The organism is Cellvibrio japonicus Ueda107 (assembly GCF_000019225.1).
Taxonomy (GTDB): domain Bacteria; phylum Pseudomonadota; class Gammaproteobacteria; order Pseudomonadales; family Cellvibrionaceae; genus Cellvibrio; species Cellvibrio japonicus.
Map to the genome: position 1 here is coordinate 123,397 of NC_010995.1, position 20,287 is coordinate 143,683.

The window sequence follows — 20,287 nt, forward strand, 5'->3', positions numbered from 1 at the left end:
CCCGGGCCAGCAACAGCCGGCCGGGATACAGGGCGGTTATCAGGCCCGTGATGTCTGGGGATAAACGTCGTCCTCGGGGAGGAGTTCGTCGTCCAGATCAATAATTTCTTCCAATTCTTCCGGCTGTTCAAAATCCATTGCGGGCGCCTTGGCCATAGCCGCCTGTGCCGCTTGGGCTCGCGCTTCGGACATATCTTCTTCCGGCAGTTTGAAACCGGCCACGGATTCACGCAGGTCGAGCGCCATTTCCGCCAGGTGTCCAATCGATTGGGCTGTTGCGGAGGTACCGGCAGAGGTCTGGGTGGTAATTTCCTGGATCACGTTCATCGTGTTGGAAATGTGACCGGCTGATGAGGCCTGCTGGCGCGCCGCGTTGGAAATGTTCTGGATCAATTCCGCGAGTGAGGTCGATACGTTTTCAATTTCTTCCAGCGCCACACCCGCATCCTGTGCGAGGCGCGCACCGCGCACCACTTCAGAGGTGGTCTGCTCCATCGAAATTACCGCTTCGTTGGTATCGTTCTGAATGGTTTTTACCAGGGCTTCGATCTGCTTGGTTGCGGCGGCTGAACGTTCCGCAAGGCGCTGTACCTCGTCCGCTACCACCGCGAAGCCGCGGCCTGCGTCACCGGCCATAGAGGCCTGGATTGCGGCGTTAAGGGCGAGGATGTTGGTCTGGTCGGCAATGTCGTTAATCAGGCTTACGATGTCACCGATCTCTTGTGACGATTCACCGAGGCGCTTAATACGCTTGGAGGTGTCCTGGATCTGTTCGCGGATGGTATCCATCCCGTGGATAGTGTTCTGTACCACTTTCGCGCCATTCGATGCGATAGATACCGCGCGCTCCGCTACCGCCGCCGATTCGGCGGCGTTGGCAGATACCTGGTCAATGGTGACCGCCATTTCGTTAACCGCGGCCGAGGCACCGGCAATTTCCTGCGCCTGGTGCTCGGACGCTTCGGCGAGGTGCAATGCCGTCTGTTGGGTTTCCTGCGCGGCGGCGGATACGTTTACCGCGGTTTCGTTGATACGCGCCACCAGGATACGCAGCTGGTCGATGGTGAAGTTGATAGAGTCTGCGATTGCACCGGTAAAGTCTTCGGTTACGGTAGCGGTGGTGGTCAGGTCACCGTCTGCGAGGTCGGCCAGTTCGTCGAGCAGACGCAGAATCGCGGTCTGGTTGCGCTCGTTGGTTTCGGCAGTTTCATCCGCGCGCAGACGTGCACCGCGATACAGGTTAAAGCCGATAAAGAAGAGGGCAATCAATGCAAGGCCGGCACAGGCCAGGATGTGGTAATTGTTGGGGAAGCGGCTGTTAGCCTGTACGGAAATCTTGTCCTGGATACTGGCCAGGGCCTGCAGCAGTTGCGGGGTATCGGTCAACAGGGCCTCGGCAGCCTGACGGGCGCGAAACAGGGTGGTAGAACCCTCAAACATCTCCTGGATCGATTTATTAACGCCCTCAAACAGGTTGGTAATCTGGTCCAGGCTGGCACGCGCGTTGTTGTCGGTAACACGCGAGATACCCAGCATCACATCGCCACTTTTCATGGCAGTGAGTACACGCGAATAGAAGTTGGCATCGCGGTTGAACTGGTCGGCGGCCTCACTCGCATCGGCGTCGCCGCGCAGCATCTTATCCACGTTACGACCGATACGCTCGGCGCGCCAGGAGAGCAGCTGGGCCTGGATCGCTTGTTCAGCCGGGGCATTGGACTCGAGCAGGATATCCACAATGTTGTTGTGTTCGGTCTGCAGGGTGGGCAGGTTTTCGTTCAGGGTTTTACCCACATTGTTGAGCGATACAATCAAGTCCTTGTTGGTGGCAATTGCCTGGGCGTTGGTTTTTACCCGGCCCCAGATACCCTCGTAGTTACTGAATTCCGGGCTCAGTACGCGGCGGGTGCGCTCGTCGGATGCGCGCAGGGTATCCCAGGTGCGACCCATACCGGTCACTACGCTGTTCAGTTCATCGAACGCTTTATCGTCGCCGGATGTCGCATCGCGCGAAAGCGAGGTCAACTGGTAGGCCTGGGCGCGAAGGTCGGCAACCTGCTGGACATAGCGCTGGTCATTAGCGGCATCTCGCTGCACGATAATGAAGGCGATCACCATCAGGATTATCGATAGCACCAGCACTGCCACGGCGACAACCATCGCTGGTTTCGCCCGGAAGGCCGTTATCTTGGAATCAGTTTTCATCTAAGCACTCCTAACCAGCATTTGGTTTTATTTTTTCTTCACCCGCTCCAGTACATGTGTACTGACCTTGGGCATAACTCCAACTATTTTTCGCCTGCCCTTCACCTAGGACTTGGCCGCGTTGGTAAAACGCGACTCCTCGGCCAGCAATGCCGGACGAAACAGCGACCAGCGCTGCTCCCCCTGAGGATAGCTCCCGGTGACAAACGGCAGGATACTGTCGGCGACAGTACCTGCCTCTTCACTGTATTCATCCATGGGAAAATGTTGCATCCCGAAAACCTGGTCCACCATAAGGCCGGAGTAGAGGGTTTCGGTTTCCAGAATCAGTACCCGGCGCTGCTTGCGTGAACCACCCAGGCGGTCACCGAAAAAATGGGCCAGGTCAAAAATCGGCAATAAGCGACCGCGCACGTTGGCAACACCCCTTACCCAGGGTTGTACACCGGGCAAATGGGTATAGCTGGGCACTTCCAGCATTTCAGAAACCTCACCAATGGGTGCAACGAACAAGCTGCCCATAAGCGAAAAGCCGATACCGCTCCACTGGGGGCGAATATCGGCTTGGGCCGGCAGACCGCGCGCGGCGGCGCGGGAGGTCTGGGCCAGGTGAAGCAACGCCTGGAAGGCGGCCTGAGGTTCTGACATAAGCAGTTGTATCCTAACGGTCCCGCCCGGCAAGCCTGGGATTCTCAGGCTTGCCGGGCGCTTATTGTTTTATTCTCTCGCAAACTTTGTAATTAACCACGCTACTGGAGCGATGACAGCCATTAGCGCATTACCTCGGCCATGGCTGACATCAGGACTTCCTGGGTGATGGGTTTTGCCAAATAGGCTTTAGCGCCCTGGCGCATGCCCCAGACACGGTCAGTTTGCTGGTCTTTGGTGGTCACGATAATCACCGGGATATGGGCAGTTTCCGGCATCTTGGATAACTGTCGGGTTGCCTGGAAGCCGTTCAGGCCGGGCATCACCACATCCATCAATACCACATCGGGCAGCTCTTTCTGGGCCAGGGCAATACCGGCCTCGCCGTTATCGGCGGTCAGTACTACATGGCCATTCTTTTCCAGCATGCTGGTGAGCTTGTAGGTTTCGGTTGGTGAATCATCAATAATCAATACTCTGGCCATAAGTGCTCCAAAAACAAAATAATTGCCGCACACAAGGCGGTGGACATCAGACAATCCTTTGGGGTGCGATCCAGGCTGTTACTGGCAGTAAGCAGCGTAAACCGGGTCATGGCGACCGGCAAACCCGAATCAGGAGGCTTTCAAATGCTTGACGTGGGCCTCAATAGCGCCCAGCAGCTCACTTTTACTAAAGGGTTTGGTCAGGTATTGGTCGGAGCCAACAATGCGCCCCTTGGCCTTATCGAATAGCCCGTCTTTGCTGGAGAGCATAATGACAGGGGTGGTTTTGAATTCGCTATTGTTTTTGATTAATGCACAGGTTTGATAGCCATCGAGGCGCGGCATCATGATATCGACGAAAATGATGTCGGGGCGGGTATCAGCGATTTTTGCCAGGGCATCAAAGCCATCGGTGGCGGTAATCACCATGCAGCCCGCTTTTTTTAACAGGGTTTCAGCCGTGCGGCGAATGGTTTTGCTGTCGTCGATAACCATTACCTTCAGGCTTTCGTAAGTTACTTCCATACTCTGACCTTGCCTTTGTTATTGCCGTATTTGCCAGATTGATACGCCGTGCCCTGATAGTCTGCCGCTGTATGGCCGGGAGGCGCTTTAAGCAGTTGCTTCTTCATAAAATAGCAGATTGGTTGGCGCCTGCTTCTATAACTTGTATGAAGATTGCAAAGCCAACTTTTAACACAGTTTTTAGGGTTTCGCCATAACTAGTTGAATATATGAGTAATCTATTCATTTTTTTAAGTTATTAGACCGCTTTAATCTGTGCCCCACGTCCTTGCTTTAATCTTTCCGAGGTCTTAACGTTAGCCGCCAGCGCTTTGCGCTCTACCGGTTATCCGCGAGTACCCATTTATGGCCATTTCCCTCGGGGTGGTGATGGATCCCATCGCCGACATTACGTTTTATAAAGATACAACGCTTGCTTTGCTACTTGCCGCCCAGGCGCGCGGCTGGAGCCTGCACTATATGGAACAGGGCGACCTTTATATCCAACAGGGCGAAGCCCGTGCGGGCATGCGCAGCCTGTCTGTTGCGGATAATGCAGATGGCTGGTTTGAACTGGGTGCGCGTGCGGATTGCAAGCTCGGTGATCTGGATGTGATCCTGATGCGCAAGGACCCGCCATTCGACAATGAATACATATATAGCACTTATATTCTGGAAGCAGCGCAACAACAGGGTGCTTTGGTGGTTAATGATCCACGCAGCCTGCGCGACTGTAACGAAAAGCTCTTTGCCACCCAGTTTCCCCAGTGCTGCCCGCCCCTGTTGGTAAGCCGCGATATGGTTCGCCTGCGCGAGTTTCACCAAAGCCAGGGCGATGTGATTTTCAAACCCCTGGATGGTATGGGCGGCAGCCGCATTTTCCGCTGCCGCGCAGATGACCCCAATGTGGGGGTGATCCTTGAAACCCTGACCGATTTCGGCCGTCAGCTCACCATGGCCCAGCGCTATATTCCGGCCATTAGCCAGGGTGACAAACGCATCCTGGTGGTGGATGGCGAGGCGGTACCCTATTGCCTGGCGAGGATTCCCGCCCAGGGTGAAACCCGCGGCAACCTCGCTGCCGGTGGCAGGGGCGTGGCCCAGCCACTCAGTGAGCGCGATCAATGGATAGTGTCGCAGGTGGCGCCCAGCCTCAAGGCGCGCGGCCTGATGTTTGTCGGGCTGGATGTGATTGGCGATTACCTGACAGAGATCAATGTGACCAGTCCAACCTGCGCGCGTGAAATTGACAAGGCCTATGGTACGGGCATAGGCGCACGCCTGATGGATGCCATTGAGCCTAAGCTGGCGGCGCGTTAACACTATGAACCAGGCAGTGGCAATGGAAGACGTGGACCTGAAGCCGGTGGTTGAAACCGGTGACCGGCTCAGTTTTACCCTGTTTATGGCGCTGGTGATCCACGGTTTGATTTTGCTGGGCATAGATTTCAAGCTGCCTGAGCATAGTAACCACTCACAAACTATTGAAATTACCCTGGCTACCCACAATGCGTTACGCGCACCGGACGATGCCGATTTCCTCGCCCAGCATAACCAGGAAGCGAGTGGCACCATTGATGAGGCCAAGCAGCTAACCACGGTAAAGCAAGCGGAGTTTGCCGATACCCAGGTGCGCGATGTCAACCCGATTCCCCAGCAGCAGGCAGCTGCAATCCAGCAGCGCGACCAGCAGTTGGTGACCACCCGCGGGCAGAGCCAATTCCAGGCGCAGATCAAACCCTACCCCGATGAACAGGAAGAACGTGAGCAAATTGATGGCTTGGTAGAAAACCAACCGATGATTTCAGCCGAGATCGCCAGTTTGCAGGCCAAGCTTGACCAGCAGCGCCAGGAATATGCGCGCCGTCCGCGTATCCGCACCCTCACCTCGGTATCGACCAAGGCTTCATTTGATGCCAAATACCTGCACGATTGGAGTACCCGTATTGAACAGGTAGGTACGCGCCATTACCCGGGAGAGGCCCTGCGGCGCCATATCACCGGGCAATTGCGCTTGTCGGTGGTGATTAATCCCGATGGCAGTATTTACGAAGTGAATATCCTGCAATCTTCCGGGCAGCGGTTGCTGGATGATGCGGCACGTCAAATTGTGCGTCTGGCATCGCCTTTTGCCGCCTTCCCTCCCGAAATTCGCCAGCATACGGATCGCTTGCAAATTATCCGCACCTGGAATTTTGAAATCAGCGGCGGCAGCAGCACCATCACCACATCTGCCAACTGAATTGTTGCGAATATATTTTGCAGATCCCAACTTGTTTTGATCACATTAGGCCTCATACTTTTTGCATGAACGACAAAATACTTTCAAATGCTACTTACGATGAGCTGACGCCCGGCAGTTTGCGTGATCATTTCCTGATTGCCATGCCCGGATTGAATGACTCATCGTTTGCACATACCGTGACTTATATTTGCGAGCACAGCGACAAGGGTGCGATGGGGCTGGTGATCAATACCGCTACCCCCATGCAGTTGCGCGAGATTTTCGCGCAGATGGAACTGGAAGACCTTGCCGACGTGGGTGACCAGATCGTTATGGCCGGTGGCCCGGTACAGACCGAGCGCGGCTTTGTATTACATCCAGGCGATAGCAAATGGCAATCGACACTGGAAGTCTCTCCTGACATCAGCTTGACGGCGTCGCGCGATATTATCGTGGCCCTGGCCGAAGGCCGTGGTCCGCGCGAATATTTGATTACCCTCGGTTATGCCGGTTGGGGGGAGGGGCAATTAGAGGCCGAGATAGCGGCTAACTCCTGGCTCACGGTGCCGGCCAATCGCAACATTATTTTTAATACGCCGTTTGAACAGCGCTGGACTGCCGCTGCCCAGGCATTGGGTATTGATGTCAACCTGATAACCAGCACTGCTGGTCACGCCTGATCCATGGTCAAAACCCTGCTGGCCTTCGATTACGGCACCAAAAATATCGGTGTCGCGACCGGACAGACCATTATTCGTTCAGCGTCGTCATTACCGGGCCTCAGGGCGCGCGATGGGGTTCCCGATTGGAATGAGATAGAGGCCTTGTTGAAAACCTGGCAACCGGATTTGGTGCTGGTTGGTTTGCCATTAAATATGGATGGCAGCGAAAGTGAACTCAGCGCGCGTGCGCGCAAATTTGCAAACCGCACCCAGGGGCGCTTTGGCGTCAAGGTCGAAATGGTGGATGAGCGCCTGAGCAGTTTCGAGGCCAAGGGCGAGGTAATGGAACGCGGCGGTTCGCGCGATTACAGGCACAATCCGGTAGATTCCATCGCAGCCAGGTTAATCCTGGAGGCTTGGCTGGAGCGGCAGCTTCGACTGCCGCCCGTTTAACCCTTCCGCTTTTACTCTTTGATGGTAGTGGCCGGGCCATTGGTTTTCACTGACTCAATCCCATTGTCGCGCGCGGCAGCGCTGGAGTAGAGCTGGCTGGTACCAATGATTTGGTGATTGGCGGCCTTCAAATTAAAGTAAGGCTTGTCGTTGCTGGATATCTTGCGCTCGTAGCGTTCATCCAATGGGCTGTTCTTTTGCACAGAGGCTATGCCATTTTGTGCAGCCGCCTTGGATTCGTAGGTTTCGCTGCGCAAGATCACTTCCCCATTGCCCGCTTTAAGTACAAAGTGATACTGCTCTTTGTCGTTTTTGGTTAATTCATACCAGCCAGCCATAGCTTTCTCCTTACATATAACGTTACAGGTAGTTAAAACATCCGTCCGCGATTGCTGTGTTCATCGCCCTGGATTGACAGGCTATCGGCGGCATGGGACAGGTAATTTGCATCGGTTTCCGATGCCAGCTTGATCATCAGGCGCAGGTCGTTGGGTGAGTCGGCGTGGAGCAGGGCGTCCTCGTAGGTAATATCACCGGTGTCGTACAGGTCATAGAGTGCCTGGTCGAAAGTCTGCATCCCCAACTCGGTTGATTTCTTCATCAGTTCTTTCAGTTCCGAAACCTCTCCCTTGCGAATCAAATCCTGCATCAGCGGCGTGTTAATCATAATTTCAAGGCAGGCGCGGCGGCCATTGCCATCGGGGGTAGGAATTAACTGCTGGGCCACAATCGCCTTGAGGTTGAGCGACAGGTCCATCCACAACTGGCGGTGACGGTCGGCCGGGAAAAAGTGAATGATCCGATCCAATGCCTGGTTGGCGTTGTTGGCGTGCAGGGTGCACAGGCACAGGTGGCCGGTTTCGGCGAAGGCGATGGCGTGGTCCATGGTTTCGCGCGAGCGCACCTCGCCGATCAGGATCACATCCGGCGCCTGGCGCAGGGTATTTTTCAGGGCGACCTCAAAGGACTCGGTATCGATACCCACCTCGCGCTGGGTGATGATGCAGCCCTGGTGTTGGTGGATAAATTCAATCGGATCTTCAATGGAAATGATATGGCCTTTGGAGTTTTGGTTGCGGTGGCCAATCATGGCGGCGAGCGAGGTGGATTTACCGGTACCTGTTGCGCCCACAAAGATAATCAGACCGCGTTTGGTCATGGCCAGTTCTTTAATGATTTCGGGCAGGCCCAACTCGTCAATTTGCGGGATTTTGGTTTCAATACGGCGCAACACCATGCCCGCCAGGTTGCGCTGGTAAAAGGCGCTGGCGCGGAAGCGCCCTATACCGCGTGCACTTACTGCGAAGTTCAGTTCTTTTTTGTCCAGGAATTCCGCGCGCTGTTTTTCATTCATCACACTCAATACCAACTCGCGCGCTTTTTCCGGTGCGAGTGGCGTGGCGGTGACCGGGACTACCTTGCCGTGGAGTTTGATCGACGGTGGCACGCCCGCAGTAATAAACAGATCCGACGCGCCTTTCTCAACCATCAGCGATAATAAACGATCAAAATCCATAGGAATCTACCTGGAGAATTATTAGAAATTTTCGGGGAACTTGGCTTTGGTTTTTGCCGCTTCGCGGCTGATTACCCGGCGCGCGACCAGATCGGCAAGGCACTGATCCATGGTCTGCATACCGAGTGAAGCACCGGTCTGGATCGCCGAGTACATCTGCGCTACCTTATCTTCGCGGATCAGGTTGCGGATTGCTGAGGTGCCGCGCATGATTTCGTGAGCTGCCACCCGACCGCCGCCATTTTTCTTTAGCAGTGTTTGCGAAATAACCGCTTGCAGTGATTCTGATAGCATGGAGCGCACCATGGATTTTTCATTGGCCGGGAACACGTCCACAATACGGTCGATGGTTTTGGCCGCCGAGGTGGTGTGCAGGGTGCCGAATACGATGTGGCCGGTTTCGGCTGCCGTCAATGCCAGGCGGATGGTTTCCAGGTCGCGCATCTCACCCACCAGGATCACATCGGGGTCTTCGCGCAGGGCCGAGCGCAGGGCTTCGTTAAAGCCGTGGGTATCGCGATGTACCTCGCGCTGGTTGATCAGGCATTTTTTGGATTCGTGCACGAATTCAATAGGATCTTCGATAGTGAGTACGTGCTCGTAGCGGTTGTCGTTGATATAGTCGATCATCGCCGCCAGGGTGGTGGACTTACCCGAACCGGTAGGGCCGGTGACCAATACCAAACCGCGCGGAACCGCGCAGATATCGCGGAACACATTGCCCATGCCCAGCTCTTCCATTGTGAGCACCTTGGAGGGAATGGTACGGAACACGGCGCCGGCGCCGCGGTTCTGGTTAAAGGCATTGACACGGAAGCGCGCTACACCGGGTACCTCGAAGGAGAAATCGGTTTCCAGAAATTCTTCGTAGTCCTTGCGCTGCTTGTCATTCATAATGTCGTAAATCAAGCCGTGCACCTGCTTATGGTCCATGGGCGGCAGGTTGATACGGCGCACATCACCATCGACGCGGATCATAGGCGGCAGCCCCGCCGACAGGTGCAAGTCAGACGCGCCCTGTTTAGCGCTGAAGGCCAGGAGTTCGGTGATATCCATCTGGGTAACCTTTTGTTATCGCTCGGCGGCGCCGATTTGTTTGAAGAGTCAGTACAACTGGATATGCACAAGATAGACGACAAGCTCGCGAAAGTCACCGAACGAATTCACCAGGCCGCCATCCTTGCCGGGCGAGATCCGCAAACTGTGCAGTTGATCGCTGTCAGCAAAACCCAACCCCCTGCTGCCATCGCCGAGGCTTATGCCTGGGGCCAGCGCCGCTTTGGTGAAAACTACCTGCAGGAAGCCCTTGATAAGCAGCAGGCGTTACACGCCCTGGACGACTTGCAATGGCACTTTATCGGCCCCATCCAATCCAACAAGACGCGCTTGATCGCAGCGCATTTTGCTTGGGTCCATTCGGTGGATCGCCTGAGAATTGCCCAGCGCCTGAATGACCAGCGCCCTGAAGGCCTGCCGCCGTTGGAGATTTGCATCCAGGTCAATATCGACGACGAAGATACCAAATCCGGGGTGAACCTGGCGGAGCTGCCGGCGCTGGCGCTGGCTATCCAGCCGCTCAAGCGACTCAGGCTGCGCGGTCTGATGGCAATCCCGGTGGCCACATCCGATACGCAACAGCAGCGCGCCAGTTTCTCCCGCTTGCGCCTGGCAGTAGCGGCGCTGAATCGCCAGGGGTTGGCGCTGGATACCCTGTCCATGGGGATGTCGGGCGATTTGGAAGCAGCAATCGCTGAGGGTGCTACCTTTGTGCGCGTGGGTACCGATATCTTTGGCGCTCGCCAATAGCTGGATCTGCTTTATCCCTTTCACGATTGATTAACCAACAGGACTTATTGTGCATACACCCAAGATTGCATTTATCGGCGCCGGCAATATGGCCAGGGCGATTATTGGCGGCCTGCTGGCCGAAGGCTTTGACCGCACCCAAATCAGTGCCAGCGGCCCGCGCCAGGAAACCCTCGACAAGGTTGCCGCCGAATTTTCCATCCCCGTCAGTATCGATAACCTGGCTACGGCCGCGGCTGCGGATGTAGTGATATTGGGGGTTAAACCCCAGGTGTTAAAAGAAGTGGCGCTTGCACTCAAGCCAGCGCTAGGCCACAAACCCTTGTTGATTTCGATCGCCGCCGGTATTACCACCCAAAGCCTTGCCCAATGGCTGGGTGAGGACCAGGCAATTGTGCGCTGTATGCCCAATACCCCGTCGCAATTGCGCGCGGGTGCCAGCGGCCTGTTTGCCAATGCGCGGGTCAGCGATGGGCAAAAGTCCATCGCCAACAGCATTCTCGGGGCCGTGGGCATTGTCCAGTGGGTGAAAGATGAGGCGCAGCTGAATCCTGTTACCGCCGTGTCGGGCTCTGGTCCCGCGTATTTTTTCCTGGTGATGGAGGCGATGATCGAGGCTGGTGTGAAACTGGGGCTGGAGCGCGAGTGCGCCACGGAACTCACCCTGCAAACAGCGATGGGAGCCGCTATGCTGGCGAAGAGCAGCGATCTTGAGGTGGCTGAGTTGCGTCGCCGGGTGACCTCGCCCAAGGGGACAACCGAGCAGGCAATACTCTCCTTCGAGCGCGATGACATCCGCGGCATAGTAGAGCGCGCGATGGGCGCTTGCAGCCAGCGCGCACAGGAATTATCCGAGTTATTAGGCCAGTAAATTTTCCATTGCGAGAGAGACCTATGCAGACCCTTGCTGAAATTGCGATTTACCTTGTCCGTACCATAGGCTCCATCTATTTGATGATTGTCCTGTTGCGCTTCCTGCTGCAATTGGTGCGTGCGGATTACTACAACCCTATCTCCCGCTTTATTGTTAAGGCAACCAATCCCCTGCTGGTTCCCTTGCGCAAGATTGTTCCCGGCTTCTGGGGTATAGACTTTGCCTGCCTGATGCTGGCGCTGCTGGTGCAGATCATCATCCTGCAGGCGATTATCCTGATCGCCGGCGCCGGTTGGCAGAATCCGCTGTTGCTCCTGCCCTGGTCAGTCGTAGGCATCCTGGGGCTGCTTGCCAGTGTCTACTTCTGGGCGTTGCTGATTATGGTGATCGCCAGTTGGATTGCTCCCTACAGCGATAACCCCGGCCTGAGTTTGTTGCGCCAGTTGATTGAGCCCTCACTGGCCCCTATCCGCAAGATCCTGCCCAATATGGGTGGACTGGATTTCAGCCCCATGGTGGCGCTGATGCTGCTGCACATTTTCAACCAATACATCATGCCCTCCCTGGCCAATGCCATGGGGGTGCCCGGAGGATTGCTCTAGGTGGTTGGGCAGGCCGGTCACTATCGCTGGCAGGGGGAGGATCTGATCCTCCACTGCCAGTTGCAACCCAAGGCCTCTGGTGATGATATTGTCGGTGTCCACGGCGATCGCCTCAAAATCCGTATCACAGCTCCCCCAGTCGATGGCAAGGCCAATGAATATCTCATCAAATGGCTAAGTAAGCAGTTCCGGGTGCCCAAGGGCAATATAAAAATTCTCCAGGGTGAGTTGGGGCGGCACAAAACCCTGGGTATCCACGCCCCCAGGCACTTGCCGGAAGAAGCCCACATTTGTTTCCCAAAGTAGCGGAAATTCGCCAATCAGCGCGCAATTTTGACCGTTGGCTGTGCAACATATGGCCAGTGTCGTACTTTTCCGCTTTAATGCCTCAATCAAAATAATTATCTAGCCATGCTGTGGATATTTCGCATGGTTATGAATCAACAGGCGATACGACTTTCAGGTGAGCTGCTATGGATGTGAAAACTCTCCACCGTCAAATGAACCACTACAACCGCTGGCGCCGCCAGCTGGATGAGCGGTTGCAACGCTTTGAGGCCTGGAACCAGGCCCAGGGTACGGCGGCGCCGGGCGCATTGAAAACCCTTCAGCGGGCGCGCCAGCTACTGCGTAGCGAGACGTTTACTATCGCCTGTGTCGGCGAGTTTTCCCGCGGCAAGACAGAGCTGATTAACGCGCTCCTCTATATTGGTGGCGGACGTCGTTTGTTGCCCTCCCAGCCGGGGCGCACCACCATGTGCCCGACCGAAATCTACTGGGACCCGCGCCAGCCAGCCAACTGTGTACGCCTGCTGCCGATTGAAACCCGTCGCACCAACACCAGCCTGCAAAACTTTAAACGCATCCCCCAGAACTGGATCACCATCCATTTTGATGCCGCCGATCCCGAGCAGACCCGCGCTGCCATTAACCAGGTGTCTGCGAGCAAGCAGGTGACAGCGGCAGAGGCAGTAAAATTGGGGTTTGCTGCCAATGAATTGGGCGAGCGTGACGCCGATGGCCTGGTGACTATCCCGGCCTGGCGCCATGCGTTGATTAGCCTGGATCACCCCCTGCTGCGCCAGGGGTTGCGCATCGTTGATACTCCGGGGCTCAATGCCTTGGGCAACGAGCCTGAACTCACCCTCAAAACCCTGCCCGATGCCCAGGCGATCCTCTTTTTGCTATCGGCCGATGCCGGCGTGACAGCCAGTGATATGGCTATCTGGCGCGAGCATATCCAGTCCTTGCGCGACGACAACTGCACGGCTGTAATCGCCCTGCTCAACAAAATCGACAGCCTGTGGGATGACCTGACACCGCCGGCGGAAGTGGATACCAATATCCTGCGCCTGCGCCAACTGACCGCCCAGCAACTGGATTTGGCGGCTGAGCATGTGGTGGCGATTTCGGCTAAACAGGGTTTGTTGGGTAAGGTTGGGCGCAAGCGTGAACAACTGGTGCGCAGCAATTTTCCACAGCTGGAGCGTATGCTGTCAGAAGCTGTCTTGCGCCATCAGCAGCAGGTGATTGGCCATCGCCTGATCGGCGACAGCTACAGCCTGGTAGCAAGTACCCGCAATAGCCTCAGCCGGCGTTTGCAGGCAGCGGAAGCAGAGCTGGATGAACTGCGCAATACAGCACCGCGCGAAGCCGCTGAAAAACTCAATGAACTGCGCGATACCATTCGCCGCGCCCATCATGATTACCACAAGCAAGCGCTCTCACTACGCACCAGCCAGCGGTTGCTTGAGTCCCAGGAAACAGCATTGCTTGCCCCTGTTAGCCAGGTTTTGCTTGAGCGCCAGATCGACGAAGCCCACCGCAAGCTGGCACAGAGCTGGACTACCCTTGGCCTGTCGCGCGCGATTGGTGAGTTTTTTGACGATGTGGATAACAACATTCGCCACCTGGAGCGCGAAATGGAGCGTTCCAACAAGGTGCTCACGTCTATTTTCGAGCGCCCCGAGCATGGCTACAGTGCCGATCAATTGGTGATGCGCCACCTGCTTAAGATCCAGAAGCAGCGCCGCCAGCTCAACCAGCTACACCATCGCGCTGATGAGTTCCGCAAATCGCTGACCAGCGTGCTAATGCATAAGGGAGCGCTGATCACCCGCTTTATCAACACCCTGGTACAGGAAGTGCGCAATGTCTATGCCGACCTCAACCAGCATGTGCGCAGCTGGATTGCCGAAGCGCTGACGCCGCTGTTCCACCACAACCAGTACCAGAAGCAATTGCTGGAACACCACATGTTGCGCCTGACCCAGCTGCAAACCCAGCGCAACAGCTTCAGTGAGCAGCTTGAAAGCTTGCAGACCAATATCTACCAGCTGCAGGCATCCCTGGCGGCACTGGAACCGCTCTATCGCGATCTGCTCACCAACCCGTTGTTACCGGAATCCATGGCCGATGGCGTGATGCAAGAGGACAATGTGGGTGCGCAGGTTGTATCCATTAACCAGGGGCGCCAGCTGTTGCGCGGCAGTTAACGCTAAAGCACATCGCAGGGGATTTTCAGTCCTTCCTGTGCAGCCTGGCTGCCAGGCTTAGCGTTCTTCGGGAGCCAGGCGACGGGCTTCGTATTCCAGCATGACAGGAATTCCATCGCGGATTGGATAGGCGAGCCCACTGGTTTTGCAGACCAACTCTTGCTGTTCGGGGCGATAGTCGAGTGGTGCCTTGCTAACCGGGCAGACGAGAATGGCAAGTAACTTTGGGCTGAGCATCTTGAACCTCCATAAGTGAGAGATGCGGGGGAGTCAATCATTAAGGGGCAATGTTGTTGTAGCAAAACGCATCCTTGCGATTTATCCGTTTTTACTTAAGCTCGACAACATCACCCAGCAGTGCGACACCGGACATGATTGCACCCGAGCCACATTTGAAAGTGTCAGTACTGGATGTAGTGGCATTGCGATAATTGGAGCGGATATTAACGACCGCATTTGCCCCTTCACGTTCAGCGCGCTCACGCAGTGATTTCATGGCCGATAAAAAAGCCCACTCGCAGGCTTGCTTGTCGGATTTACCGACGCCATTGGTTTTTTTGTTGGTTCCAAACTCGCCATATTTTTTAACGATGGCCCCATGGGGCTGGTTCCCAAAATAAAATTTTACGCTGGTGCCCAGGATATTTTTGGCTTGTTCAGTCGAGAGTGCTTCGGCAATGGAATATTCCTGGATGTCGTCGCGCGCCAGGGTTGTAGCGGCACAAGTGGCAAGGGCAATAAAGGCGATGCTGCGGGTGATGAAATTCATTCTGGACTCCTTGGATGTCGTTGATGTCGGTGTTGCAAATTGCGTGTTAGATCTGCGGCTGATTCAGTAGCAGGCGTCCGCGCAACAGCGGTATATCAGCCTGGGTTGCCAGCAGTTCATAAATTGCCCCCTGGCGATTGTTCAGCAAGCATTGTGCGTGTAATTCCAGCGGTGTGGAATTGTCGGATATAGCCCCTAATAACTCAATGTCCTTTACCGCGCCTATGTAGGCCGGGCGCATTTCTCCCAGGTGCGATTGCACAAGCGCGGCATGTACTGCAGCGGCCTGGGCACCGTATTCAATCAATAACACCGTATCCAACTGGCCGTGCTCACACAGCGGATTGGCTGTCATATTCACCAGGTAGCTGCGGCAGTGGATATGTTCGCTATTCCAGGCGACGACTTCGTCGAGCATACACATGGCGTCGCCATGGGGAATGAGCTGGGCGATCTGCTGGCGGTTCATGGGCGTTCAATCGCATTCAATGGTTCGACATCCAATAGTAGAGACTGCTGCTGGTCACTGGTAAATACCAGGTGGCCGGCCCGGTTTTGGGCAACCAGCTCCAGCAATGGCAGGCTGCGTGCTGCCGGATTGGCCAGGCGCAAGGACTCCAGGCCGGCCTGGGTTGCCGGGCTGCCGGTGTTGTTTCCGCTATTGTCCAGGCGAAGTTGCAGGCGGGCGAGGTTTTGCCCACGGGCATGTGGTGTCAGCAGCAGGGCGACACCGAACTCCACCGGGATGTACCGTTTGCTGCTGAGTGGATAGGGCGGTTGTATGTCATATACGGCGAGCAGGGTGGGTAGCTGCTCCTCCTGGCATAGGCCCATGGCCTCCTGCAAGCCGGCGATAAAACTGTCATCGTAACCGGACAGGCTGGTGGACGGCTGCCGGCTGGCGGTGGCAATGCTCCAGTAGCCGGCGGCGGAGTTGTGTACAGAGTTGTGGAACTGGGTGGGCGATACCAGACGCTCGGGTTCACACAGGGAGCGGCAAATTTGATCAATGATCGGGTAGTCGCCGCCGGATGAGGCAAATACGCTGGCACAGGTATCCATCGGGATATGGCTGGCCGCAGCCAGGTCTTCGCACACACGAAATGCCATGCGCACCAGTTCAGTGGCACGGCGGCGCTCATTGGCGGGCAACAATGCCGGTTTGTATTTTTCCAGGGGTGTTGGCCGGTAGGGTTCGGTACCCTGGAGTACCGCAGTACTGGTACGCCAGTCCGGCAGCCCGGGAGCGGCCAGGCCGATGCAGTGAAGGTAGCAGGTCAACATCAGTGGCTCCCTAGAATCAGGCTGCAGTTACTGCCGCCAAAACCGAACGAATTGCTTAATACCCGCGCCACCGGGCGGGTTTCAGGGTGTTTGAGCAGGGCGATGTCCATCCCTTCATCCACATCCTGCAAATGCAGGCTTTGGGGCAGGTAATGGTAGTTAATGGCTTCCAGTGCGATACAGGCCTCGACAATGCCCGCTGCTCCCAGGGTATGGCCAGTCCACCCCTTGGTGGAGCTGGCCGGAGTGGTATTGCCAAACAATTGCTGTACCGCCCTGGCTTCGGCGCTGTCATTGGTTTGGGTGCCGGTGCCATGCAGGTTGATGTAGTCGATGGCGCTGGTGTCCAGCCCGGCTTTGCGCAGGGCGGCGCCCATGGCGAGCTGGGCGCCGGCCCCCTCGGGGTGGGGTGATGACATATGGTACGCATCGCCGCTCTCGCCATAGCCGAGCAGGCACAGGTTGCTGTCGCCGGTTTTTTCCAGGAGCGCAAAGCCGCCGGCTTCGCCGATCGAAATGCCGCTGCGCTGGCTATCAAAGGGCTGGCATTTGCGCGGCGAGATCAATTGCAGGGCGTGGAAACCATACAGGGTAGTTAGGCACAGGCTATCGACACCGCCGACGATTGCCGCATCGCACAGGCCGGTGTTGAGCGCGCGTTGGGCCGAGGCAAACACTTTGGCACTGGAGGAGCAGGCAGTGGAAATAGCGATTGCCGGGCCGGACGCGCCCAGGGCCGCACGGACAAAGGTCGCCACCGAAGACACATTGTGCGTGGTGCGGTATTGGTACCAGGCAGGCAGGGGGTCCTGGTTGGCAAAATAGGCCAATTCTGTCTGGTGGATGCCCGAGGTACTGGTACCGATAAAAATACCCACCCTGGCAGCGCCATAGCGGGCAATGGCTGACTGGGCCCGGGTGATAAAACCATCCTGCTGCAGGGCCAGCCAGGAGAGGCGGTTGTTGCGGCAATCGAACTCTGCCAGGGATGGGGGGAGGGCCTGGTCGAGGCCGGCGACCTCGCCGACCCAGGTATCCAGGTCATTGATTCGGAAAAATGTGCAGGGTTGCAGCCCGGAGCGCCCCGCTTGTATGGCATCCCAATTGGCATTAAGTCCCGCCCCCAGGCAAGTGGTATAGGTATAGCTAGTGATGCGCAGAGGAGTCATCTTGCCAAAAATCATAAAAATTGAACCAGTTGTAAGGATATTGGCGCACCAGGTGCTGTAGCTGGGCGACATAAGTTGCCATACCCGCATCGATAGCAGCGGCCCGCTCGTGGCGATGGGTGCCCAGTTGTTCGCTGATCAGTTGGAAGTAAAGGTCATAGCGGTTGGCCCCCGAGTAAATACCAAAGCAGCTGATAATCGGCGCTTTCAGTAAGCTGGCCAGTTGCCAGACACCGGCTGGAAACCGGGCTTGGCTACCCAGGAAATCCAATGAGGTGTGGCGTTCGCCGCGCGCACAGCGGTCGGCCATGATACCGATCAACTGTCCCTGGTTGATAGCTTCGTTAAGTATCAGGGCTAATTCTGCCGCGGGAGTGCGCGCATCGATTACCCCGGCGGCCAATTGCGGGTCGAGTTTGTGCAGCAGCTGCATGATATTGGCGTTGTGCTGGATATCCAGCAGTATCCGGATCGGGAGGGCATCCTTACGCTTACCCATTCCCATGACCCGCATGGCGTCAAAACTGCCAATATGGGCCGTCACCAGGAAACAGCCGCGGTTTTGATAGTGCTTGAATAAGGAATTGCCATGGATATGCACATCAAACTGGTGTTCATGCCCGGCCAGGAAAAAAATCCTGTCGATCGCCACCTGGGCAAAGGTTAACAGGTGACGATAAACCTCCCACCAGCGGGCCTGGCGCCCGAAAACACGCTGCAGGTAGTGACGCGAGGCCCGGCGCGCTTCCCGCGCAAACAGAAAATAGTAAAACACAATAACCTTCAGCCAGATAAACACCATCCTGCGCCCCAGGTGCAGGGCAACCCAGGTAAGCAGGTTAAGCAAAAAGGGCGTTCCCCGCTCCCGCTGGGCCTGCCACTGCCTGGCGCCGGGGGTATCAGTCATAAATACATCCCAGCTGGCCTTTTAACACCAGGGTTTCCCCGCGATAGGCTGCAATGGCCATGGTTGGCCCGGGTGTCGCCGGTAGCGTGAGGTGGATACGCAGCTCATCCCCCGGTTGTACCGGCGCCAGGAACTTGATTTGCTTGAGGTAGTTGATTCGCCCGGAATGCACTTTGGCCAGCAGCGCCATTATCCACTTGAGCAGGAGTGCCCCCGGCACCAGGGGAGCCCCCGGAAAATGGTCGGCAAAGCAGGGGTGATCCTGTGGGACTGGCAGGTGCAGTTCAATGGCATCAGGGGCGGGCATGGGTCTGCTCCCATAAGTGGTGGAGGGCCGCAGCCGTGAGCTTGCCGGTTTCATTGCGCGGCAGGGCTGCGACCTTGCGCAGGGGACGGGGCAACAAGGCGGCATCCAGGCGCAGGGCCAGGGCGGCGAGGATTTGTTTTTCAGGCAGGTCGCTGACGACCAGGGCTACCGGGCGCAGCTCGGTGTGGCCGGTGTGGGGCGGAAGGAAGATAACGCCATCCGTTACCCCCTCCACCTGGAGCAGTTGCAAGGTGAGGTGGGCCAGGGACGCGCGTTTACCCGCGACATTGATCATGTCGGCATTGCGCCCGCAGAGGAGGAAGGTGTCGTTTGCAACCAGGGATAGCTGGTCCTGGATGGGCGCTGCGTCTGGTAAATGGGGCGCGCGGGCGAGAGCGCCTTCATCGTCCACCTCAAGGTGGAAACCGTCCAATAGCTGCCAATGTGTGGTTTGTGTAGGGCGGCGTGTTGCCATGCTGCCAGCTTCGGTGCAGCCGTAGATTTCCCACAGGGGGGCCTGGAAGCAGTGTTCAGCCGCTGTTGCGAGTACCGGGTCCAGCGGAGCTGTGGCTGAAATAATCCCGGCAAGGCCGGGCATATCCAGGCCCGCACTCACCAGGGCGCGCAGGTGGATGGGGGTGGTAATCAGGATCACCGGCTCTGCAATATGCAGCAGCAGTTGCTGGACATCCGCCGGGTAAAAGGGCTTGCCGCTATACATGGCACAGCCGGCTTGGAGCACCATGAACAGGGTCGTTTCCAAGCCATACATATGCTGTGGGGGGACTGTCCCGACCAGCCTGGGGGTTGGCAGGTTATGGCTGAACCTTGCTCCCAGCAGGCGGGCAGTGGCGGCAAGGGTCCCAAAGCATTTTGCATTGGGCCTGGATTTGCCTGTGCTGCCGGACGTAAACGCAACGGCTGCAAGCTGTTGGGCGGGGATTGTCGGAACGGGGCCAGCCGCCGCTGGGGTAATACCGGCCAGGATTGCAACAATATTGGTACTGGGAAGTTGGCTGTGCAGGTCCTGGGCCTGATCAACCAGGCAATAGCAGCCCGGATAGTCCTGGGCCAGTTCAGCCAAGGTGACCGGCTGGCGGTTGGGCGGTAATAAATTGACGGCTCCCCGCAGCAGGATTGCACAAAAGCCCAGCAGGAAATGGTAGCGATCCTCGCACAGGTTAAATACAAAACCGGCATCCGGCAGATGGGCGGCTACCTGTTGCAGCTCCTGCAGGAACCCTGCCTGGGTAATCTGCCGGCCCTTGTGGATCGCCAGTACCTGATCGGGGATATAAGGCTCGATGAGGGCAACAGGATGATTAAGGGCCAATGCCGGGAGCATGGTAAGCGGATGGGTTACTGGCATGGGGCAGC

The 20,287-nt window shown here is 56.6% G+C and carries 24 protein-coding genes; 9 read left to right on the plus strand and 15 right to left on the minus strand.

Going from position 1 to position 20,287, the window contains the following annotated elements; all coding sequences use genetic code 11:
- Window positions 1-39 precede the first annotated feature (39 nt).
- From CJA_RS00375 to pilG, 4 genes are all read right to left on the minus strand, one after another.
- Window positions 40-2,205 carry a methyl-accepting chemotaxis protein gene (locus CJA_RS00375; RefSeq protein ID WP_012485760.1) on the minus strand — a complete coding sequence of 722 codons (2,166 nt, stop codon included), beginning with the start codon at window positions 2,203-2,205 and terminating at the stop codon, window positions 40-42.
- A 105-nt stretch (window positions 2,206-2,310) separates the two neighbouring features.
- Window positions 2,311-2,853, minus strand: coding sequence for a chemotaxis protein CheW (locus tag CJA_RS00380; protein ID WP_041550790.1), 543 nt, complete (start codon window positions 2,851-2,853; stop codon window positions 2,311-2,313).
- Between the two features lie 122 nt (window positions 2,854-2,975).
- Entirely contained in the window at window positions 2,976-3,338 is a 363-nt protein-coding gene (pilH, locus tag CJA_RS00385; RefSeq protein ID WP_012485762.1) for a twitching motility response regulator PilH, read from the minus strand.
- Window positions 3,339-3,467: 129 nt separating this feature from the next.
- Window positions 3,468-3,863, minus strand: a complete 396-nt coding sequence (gene pilG, locus CJA_RS00390; RefSeq protein WP_007639219.1) for a twitching motility response regulator PilG — start codon at window positions 3,861-3,863, stop codon at window positions 3,468-3,470.
- 345 nt (window positions 3,864-4,208) lie between these two features.
- On the opposite strand from pilG, the gene gshB reads away from it, so the two are divergent.
- From gshB to ruvX, 4 genes are all read left to right on the plus strand, one after another.
- Window positions 4,209-5,162, plus strand: coding sequence for a glutathione synthase (gshB, locus tag CJA_RS00395; RefSeq protein ID WP_012485764.1), 954 nt, complete (start codon window positions 4,209-4,211; stop codon window positions 5,160-5,162).
- A gap of 22 nt (window positions 5,163-5,184) precedes the next feature.
- On the plus strand, window positions 5,185-6,084 hold the full coding sequence (locus tag CJA_RS00400; RefSeq protein WP_012485765.1) for an energy transducer TonB: 900 nt from the start codon (window positions 5,185-5,187) through the stop codon (window positions 6,082-6,084).
- A 65-nt stretch (window positions 6,085-6,149) separates the two neighbouring features.
- Complete coding sequence (locus tag CJA_RS00405) at window positions 6,150-6,746, plus strand: YqgE/AlgH family protein (protein WP_049765371.1); 597 nt, start codon at window positions 6,150-6,152, stop codon at window positions 6,744-6,746.
- Between the two features lie 3 nt (window positions 6,747-6,749).
- On the plus strand, window positions 6,750-7,181 hold the full coding sequence (gene ruvX / locus CJA_RS00410; protein WP_012485767.1) for a Holliday junction resolvase RuvX: 432 nt from the start codon (window positions 6,750-6,752) through the stop codon (window positions 7,179-7,181).
- A gap of 11 nt (window positions 7,182-7,192) precedes the next feature.
- Here the strand turns inward: ruvX and CJA_RS00415 are convergent, their stop codons facing one another.
- Genes CJA_RS00415 through CJA_RS00425 form a run of 3 tightly spaced genes read right to left on the minus strand, consistent with a single transcriptional unit; the run spans window position 7,193 to window position 9,753 of the window.
- Window positions 7,193-7,519, minus strand: a complete 327-nt coding sequence (locus tag CJA_RS00415; protein ID WP_012485768.1) for a YegP family protein — start codon at window positions 7,517-7,519, stop codon at window positions 7,193-7,195.
- A 32-nt stretch (window positions 7,520-7,551) separates the two neighbouring features.
- Window positions 7,552-8,697: a PilT/PilU family type 4a pilus ATPase gene (locus CJA_RS00420; protein WP_012485769.1), complete on the minus strand. Its 1,146-nt coding sequence runs from the start codon at window positions 8,695-8,697 to the stop codon at window positions 7,552-7,554.
- Between the two features lie 21 nt (window positions 8,698-8,718).
- Window positions 8,719-9,753, minus strand: a complete 1,035-nt coding sequence (locus CJA_RS00425; protein ID WP_012485770.1) for a type IV pilus twitching motility protein PilT — start codon at window positions 9,751-9,753, stop codon at window positions 8,719-8,721.
- Between the two features lie 63 nt (window positions 9,754-9,816).
- Here CJA_RS00425 and CJA_RS00430 point away from each other — a divergent pair, with 63 nt between their 5' ends.
- The 5 genes from CJA_RS00430 to CJA_RS00450 all read left to right on the plus strand — a co-directional run bounded on the left by CJA_RS00430 (window position 9,817) and on the right by CJA_RS00450 (window position 14,474).
- Window positions 9,817-10,503, plus strand: a complete 687-nt coding sequence (locus CJA_RS00430) for a YggS family pyridoxal phosphate-dependent enzyme (RefSeq protein WP_041551839.1) — start codon at window positions 9,817-9,819, stop codon at window positions 10,501-10,503.
- A 49-nt stretch (window positions 10,504-10,552) separates the two neighbouring features.
- Window positions 10,553-11,374, plus strand: a complete 822-nt coding sequence (proC, locus tag CJA_RS00435; protein ID WP_012485772.1) for a pyrroline-5-carboxylate reductase — start codon at window positions 10,553-10,555, stop codon at window positions 11,372-11,374.
- 23 nt (window positions 11,375-11,397) lie between these two features.
- Complete coding sequence (locus CJA_RS00440; protein WP_012485773.1) at window positions 11,398-11,979, plus strand: YggT family protein; 582 nt, start codon at window positions 11,398-11,400, stop codon at window positions 11,977-11,979.
- Window positions 11,980-12,285 carry a DUF167 family protein gene (locus CJA_RS00445; RefSeq protein ID WP_012485774.1) on the plus strand — a complete coding sequence of 102 codons (306 nt, stop codon included), beginning with the start codon at window positions 11,980-11,982 and terminating at the stop codon, window positions 12,283-12,285.
- Between the two features lie 167 nt (window positions 12,286-12,452).
- The gene (locus CJA_RS00450) at window positions 12,453-14,474 is read left to right on the plus strand and encodes a dynamin-like GTPase family protein (protein WP_012485775.1); all 2,022 of its coding nucleotides are present in this window, start codon (window positions 12,453-12,455) and stop codon (window positions 14,472-14,474) included.
- 57 nt (window positions 14,475-14,531) lie between these two features.
- On the opposite strand, the gene CJA_RS00455 is transcribed toward CJA_RS00450, so the two are convergent.
- The 8 genes from CJA_RS00455 to CJA_RS00490 form a co-directional block, all read right to left on the minus strand.
- Entirely contained in the window at window positions 14,532-14,711 is a 180-nt protein-coding gene (locus CJA_RS00455; RefSeq protein WP_012485776.1) for a Trm112 family protein, read from the minus strand.
- A 91-nt stretch (window positions 14,712-14,802) separates the two neighbouring features.
- Complete coding sequence (locus tag CJA_RS00460; protein ID WP_012485777.1) at window positions 14,803-15,243, minus strand: YbjQ family protein; 441 nt, start codon at window positions 15,241-15,243, stop codon at window positions 14,803-14,805.
- Window positions 15,244-15,289: 46 nt separating this feature from the next.
- The gene (locus tag CJA_RS00465; RefSeq protein ID WP_012485778.1) at window positions 15,290-15,712 is read right to left on the minus strand and encodes a hotdog family protein; all 423 of its coding nucleotides are present in this window, start codon (window positions 15,710-15,712) and stop codon (window positions 15,290-15,292) included.
- Window positions 15,709-16,527 carry a beta-ketoacyl synthase chain length factor gene (locus CJA_RS00470; RefSeq protein ID WP_012485779.1) on the minus strand — a complete coding sequence of 273 codons (819 nt, stop codon included), beginning with the start codon at window positions 16,525-16,527 and terminating at the stop codon, window positions 15,709-15,711. Before CJA_RS00470 ends, CJA_RS00465 begins: the two co-directional genes overlap by 4 nt.
- A complete protein-coding gene (locus CJA_RS00475; RefSeq protein WP_012485780.1) occupies window positions 16,527-17,711 on the minus strand; it encodes a beta-ketoacyl-[acyl-carrier-protein] synthase family protein in 1,185 nt (394 codons plus the stop codon). Before CJA_RS00475 ends, CJA_RS00470 begins: the two co-directional genes overlap by 1 nt.
- The gene (locus CJA_RS00480; protein ID WP_012485781.1) at window positions 17,674-18,603 is read right to left on the minus strand and encodes an LpxL/LpxP family acyltransferase; all 930 of its coding nucleotides are present in this window, start codon (window positions 18,601-18,603) and stop codon (window positions 17,674-17,676) included. The genes CJA_RS00475 and CJA_RS00480 overlap by 38 nt, the downstream gene beginning before the upstream one ends.
- Complete coding sequence (locus CJA_RS18475) at window positions 18,596-18,910, minus strand: ApeI family dehydratase (RefSeq protein WP_049765372.1); 315 nt, start codon at window positions 18,908-18,910, stop codon at window positions 18,596-18,598. The genes CJA_RS00480 and CJA_RS18475 overlap by 8 nt, the downstream gene beginning before the upstream one ends.
- The gene (locus tag CJA_RS00490) at window positions 18,897-20,279 is read right to left on the minus strand and encodes an AMP-binding protein (protein WP_012485782.1); all 1,383 of its coding nucleotides are present in this window, start codon (window positions 20,277-20,279) and stop codon (window positions 18,897-18,899) included. The genes CJA_RS18475 and CJA_RS00490 overlap by 14 nt, the downstream gene beginning before the upstream one ends.
- Window positions 20,280-20,287: the final 8 nt, after the last annotated feature.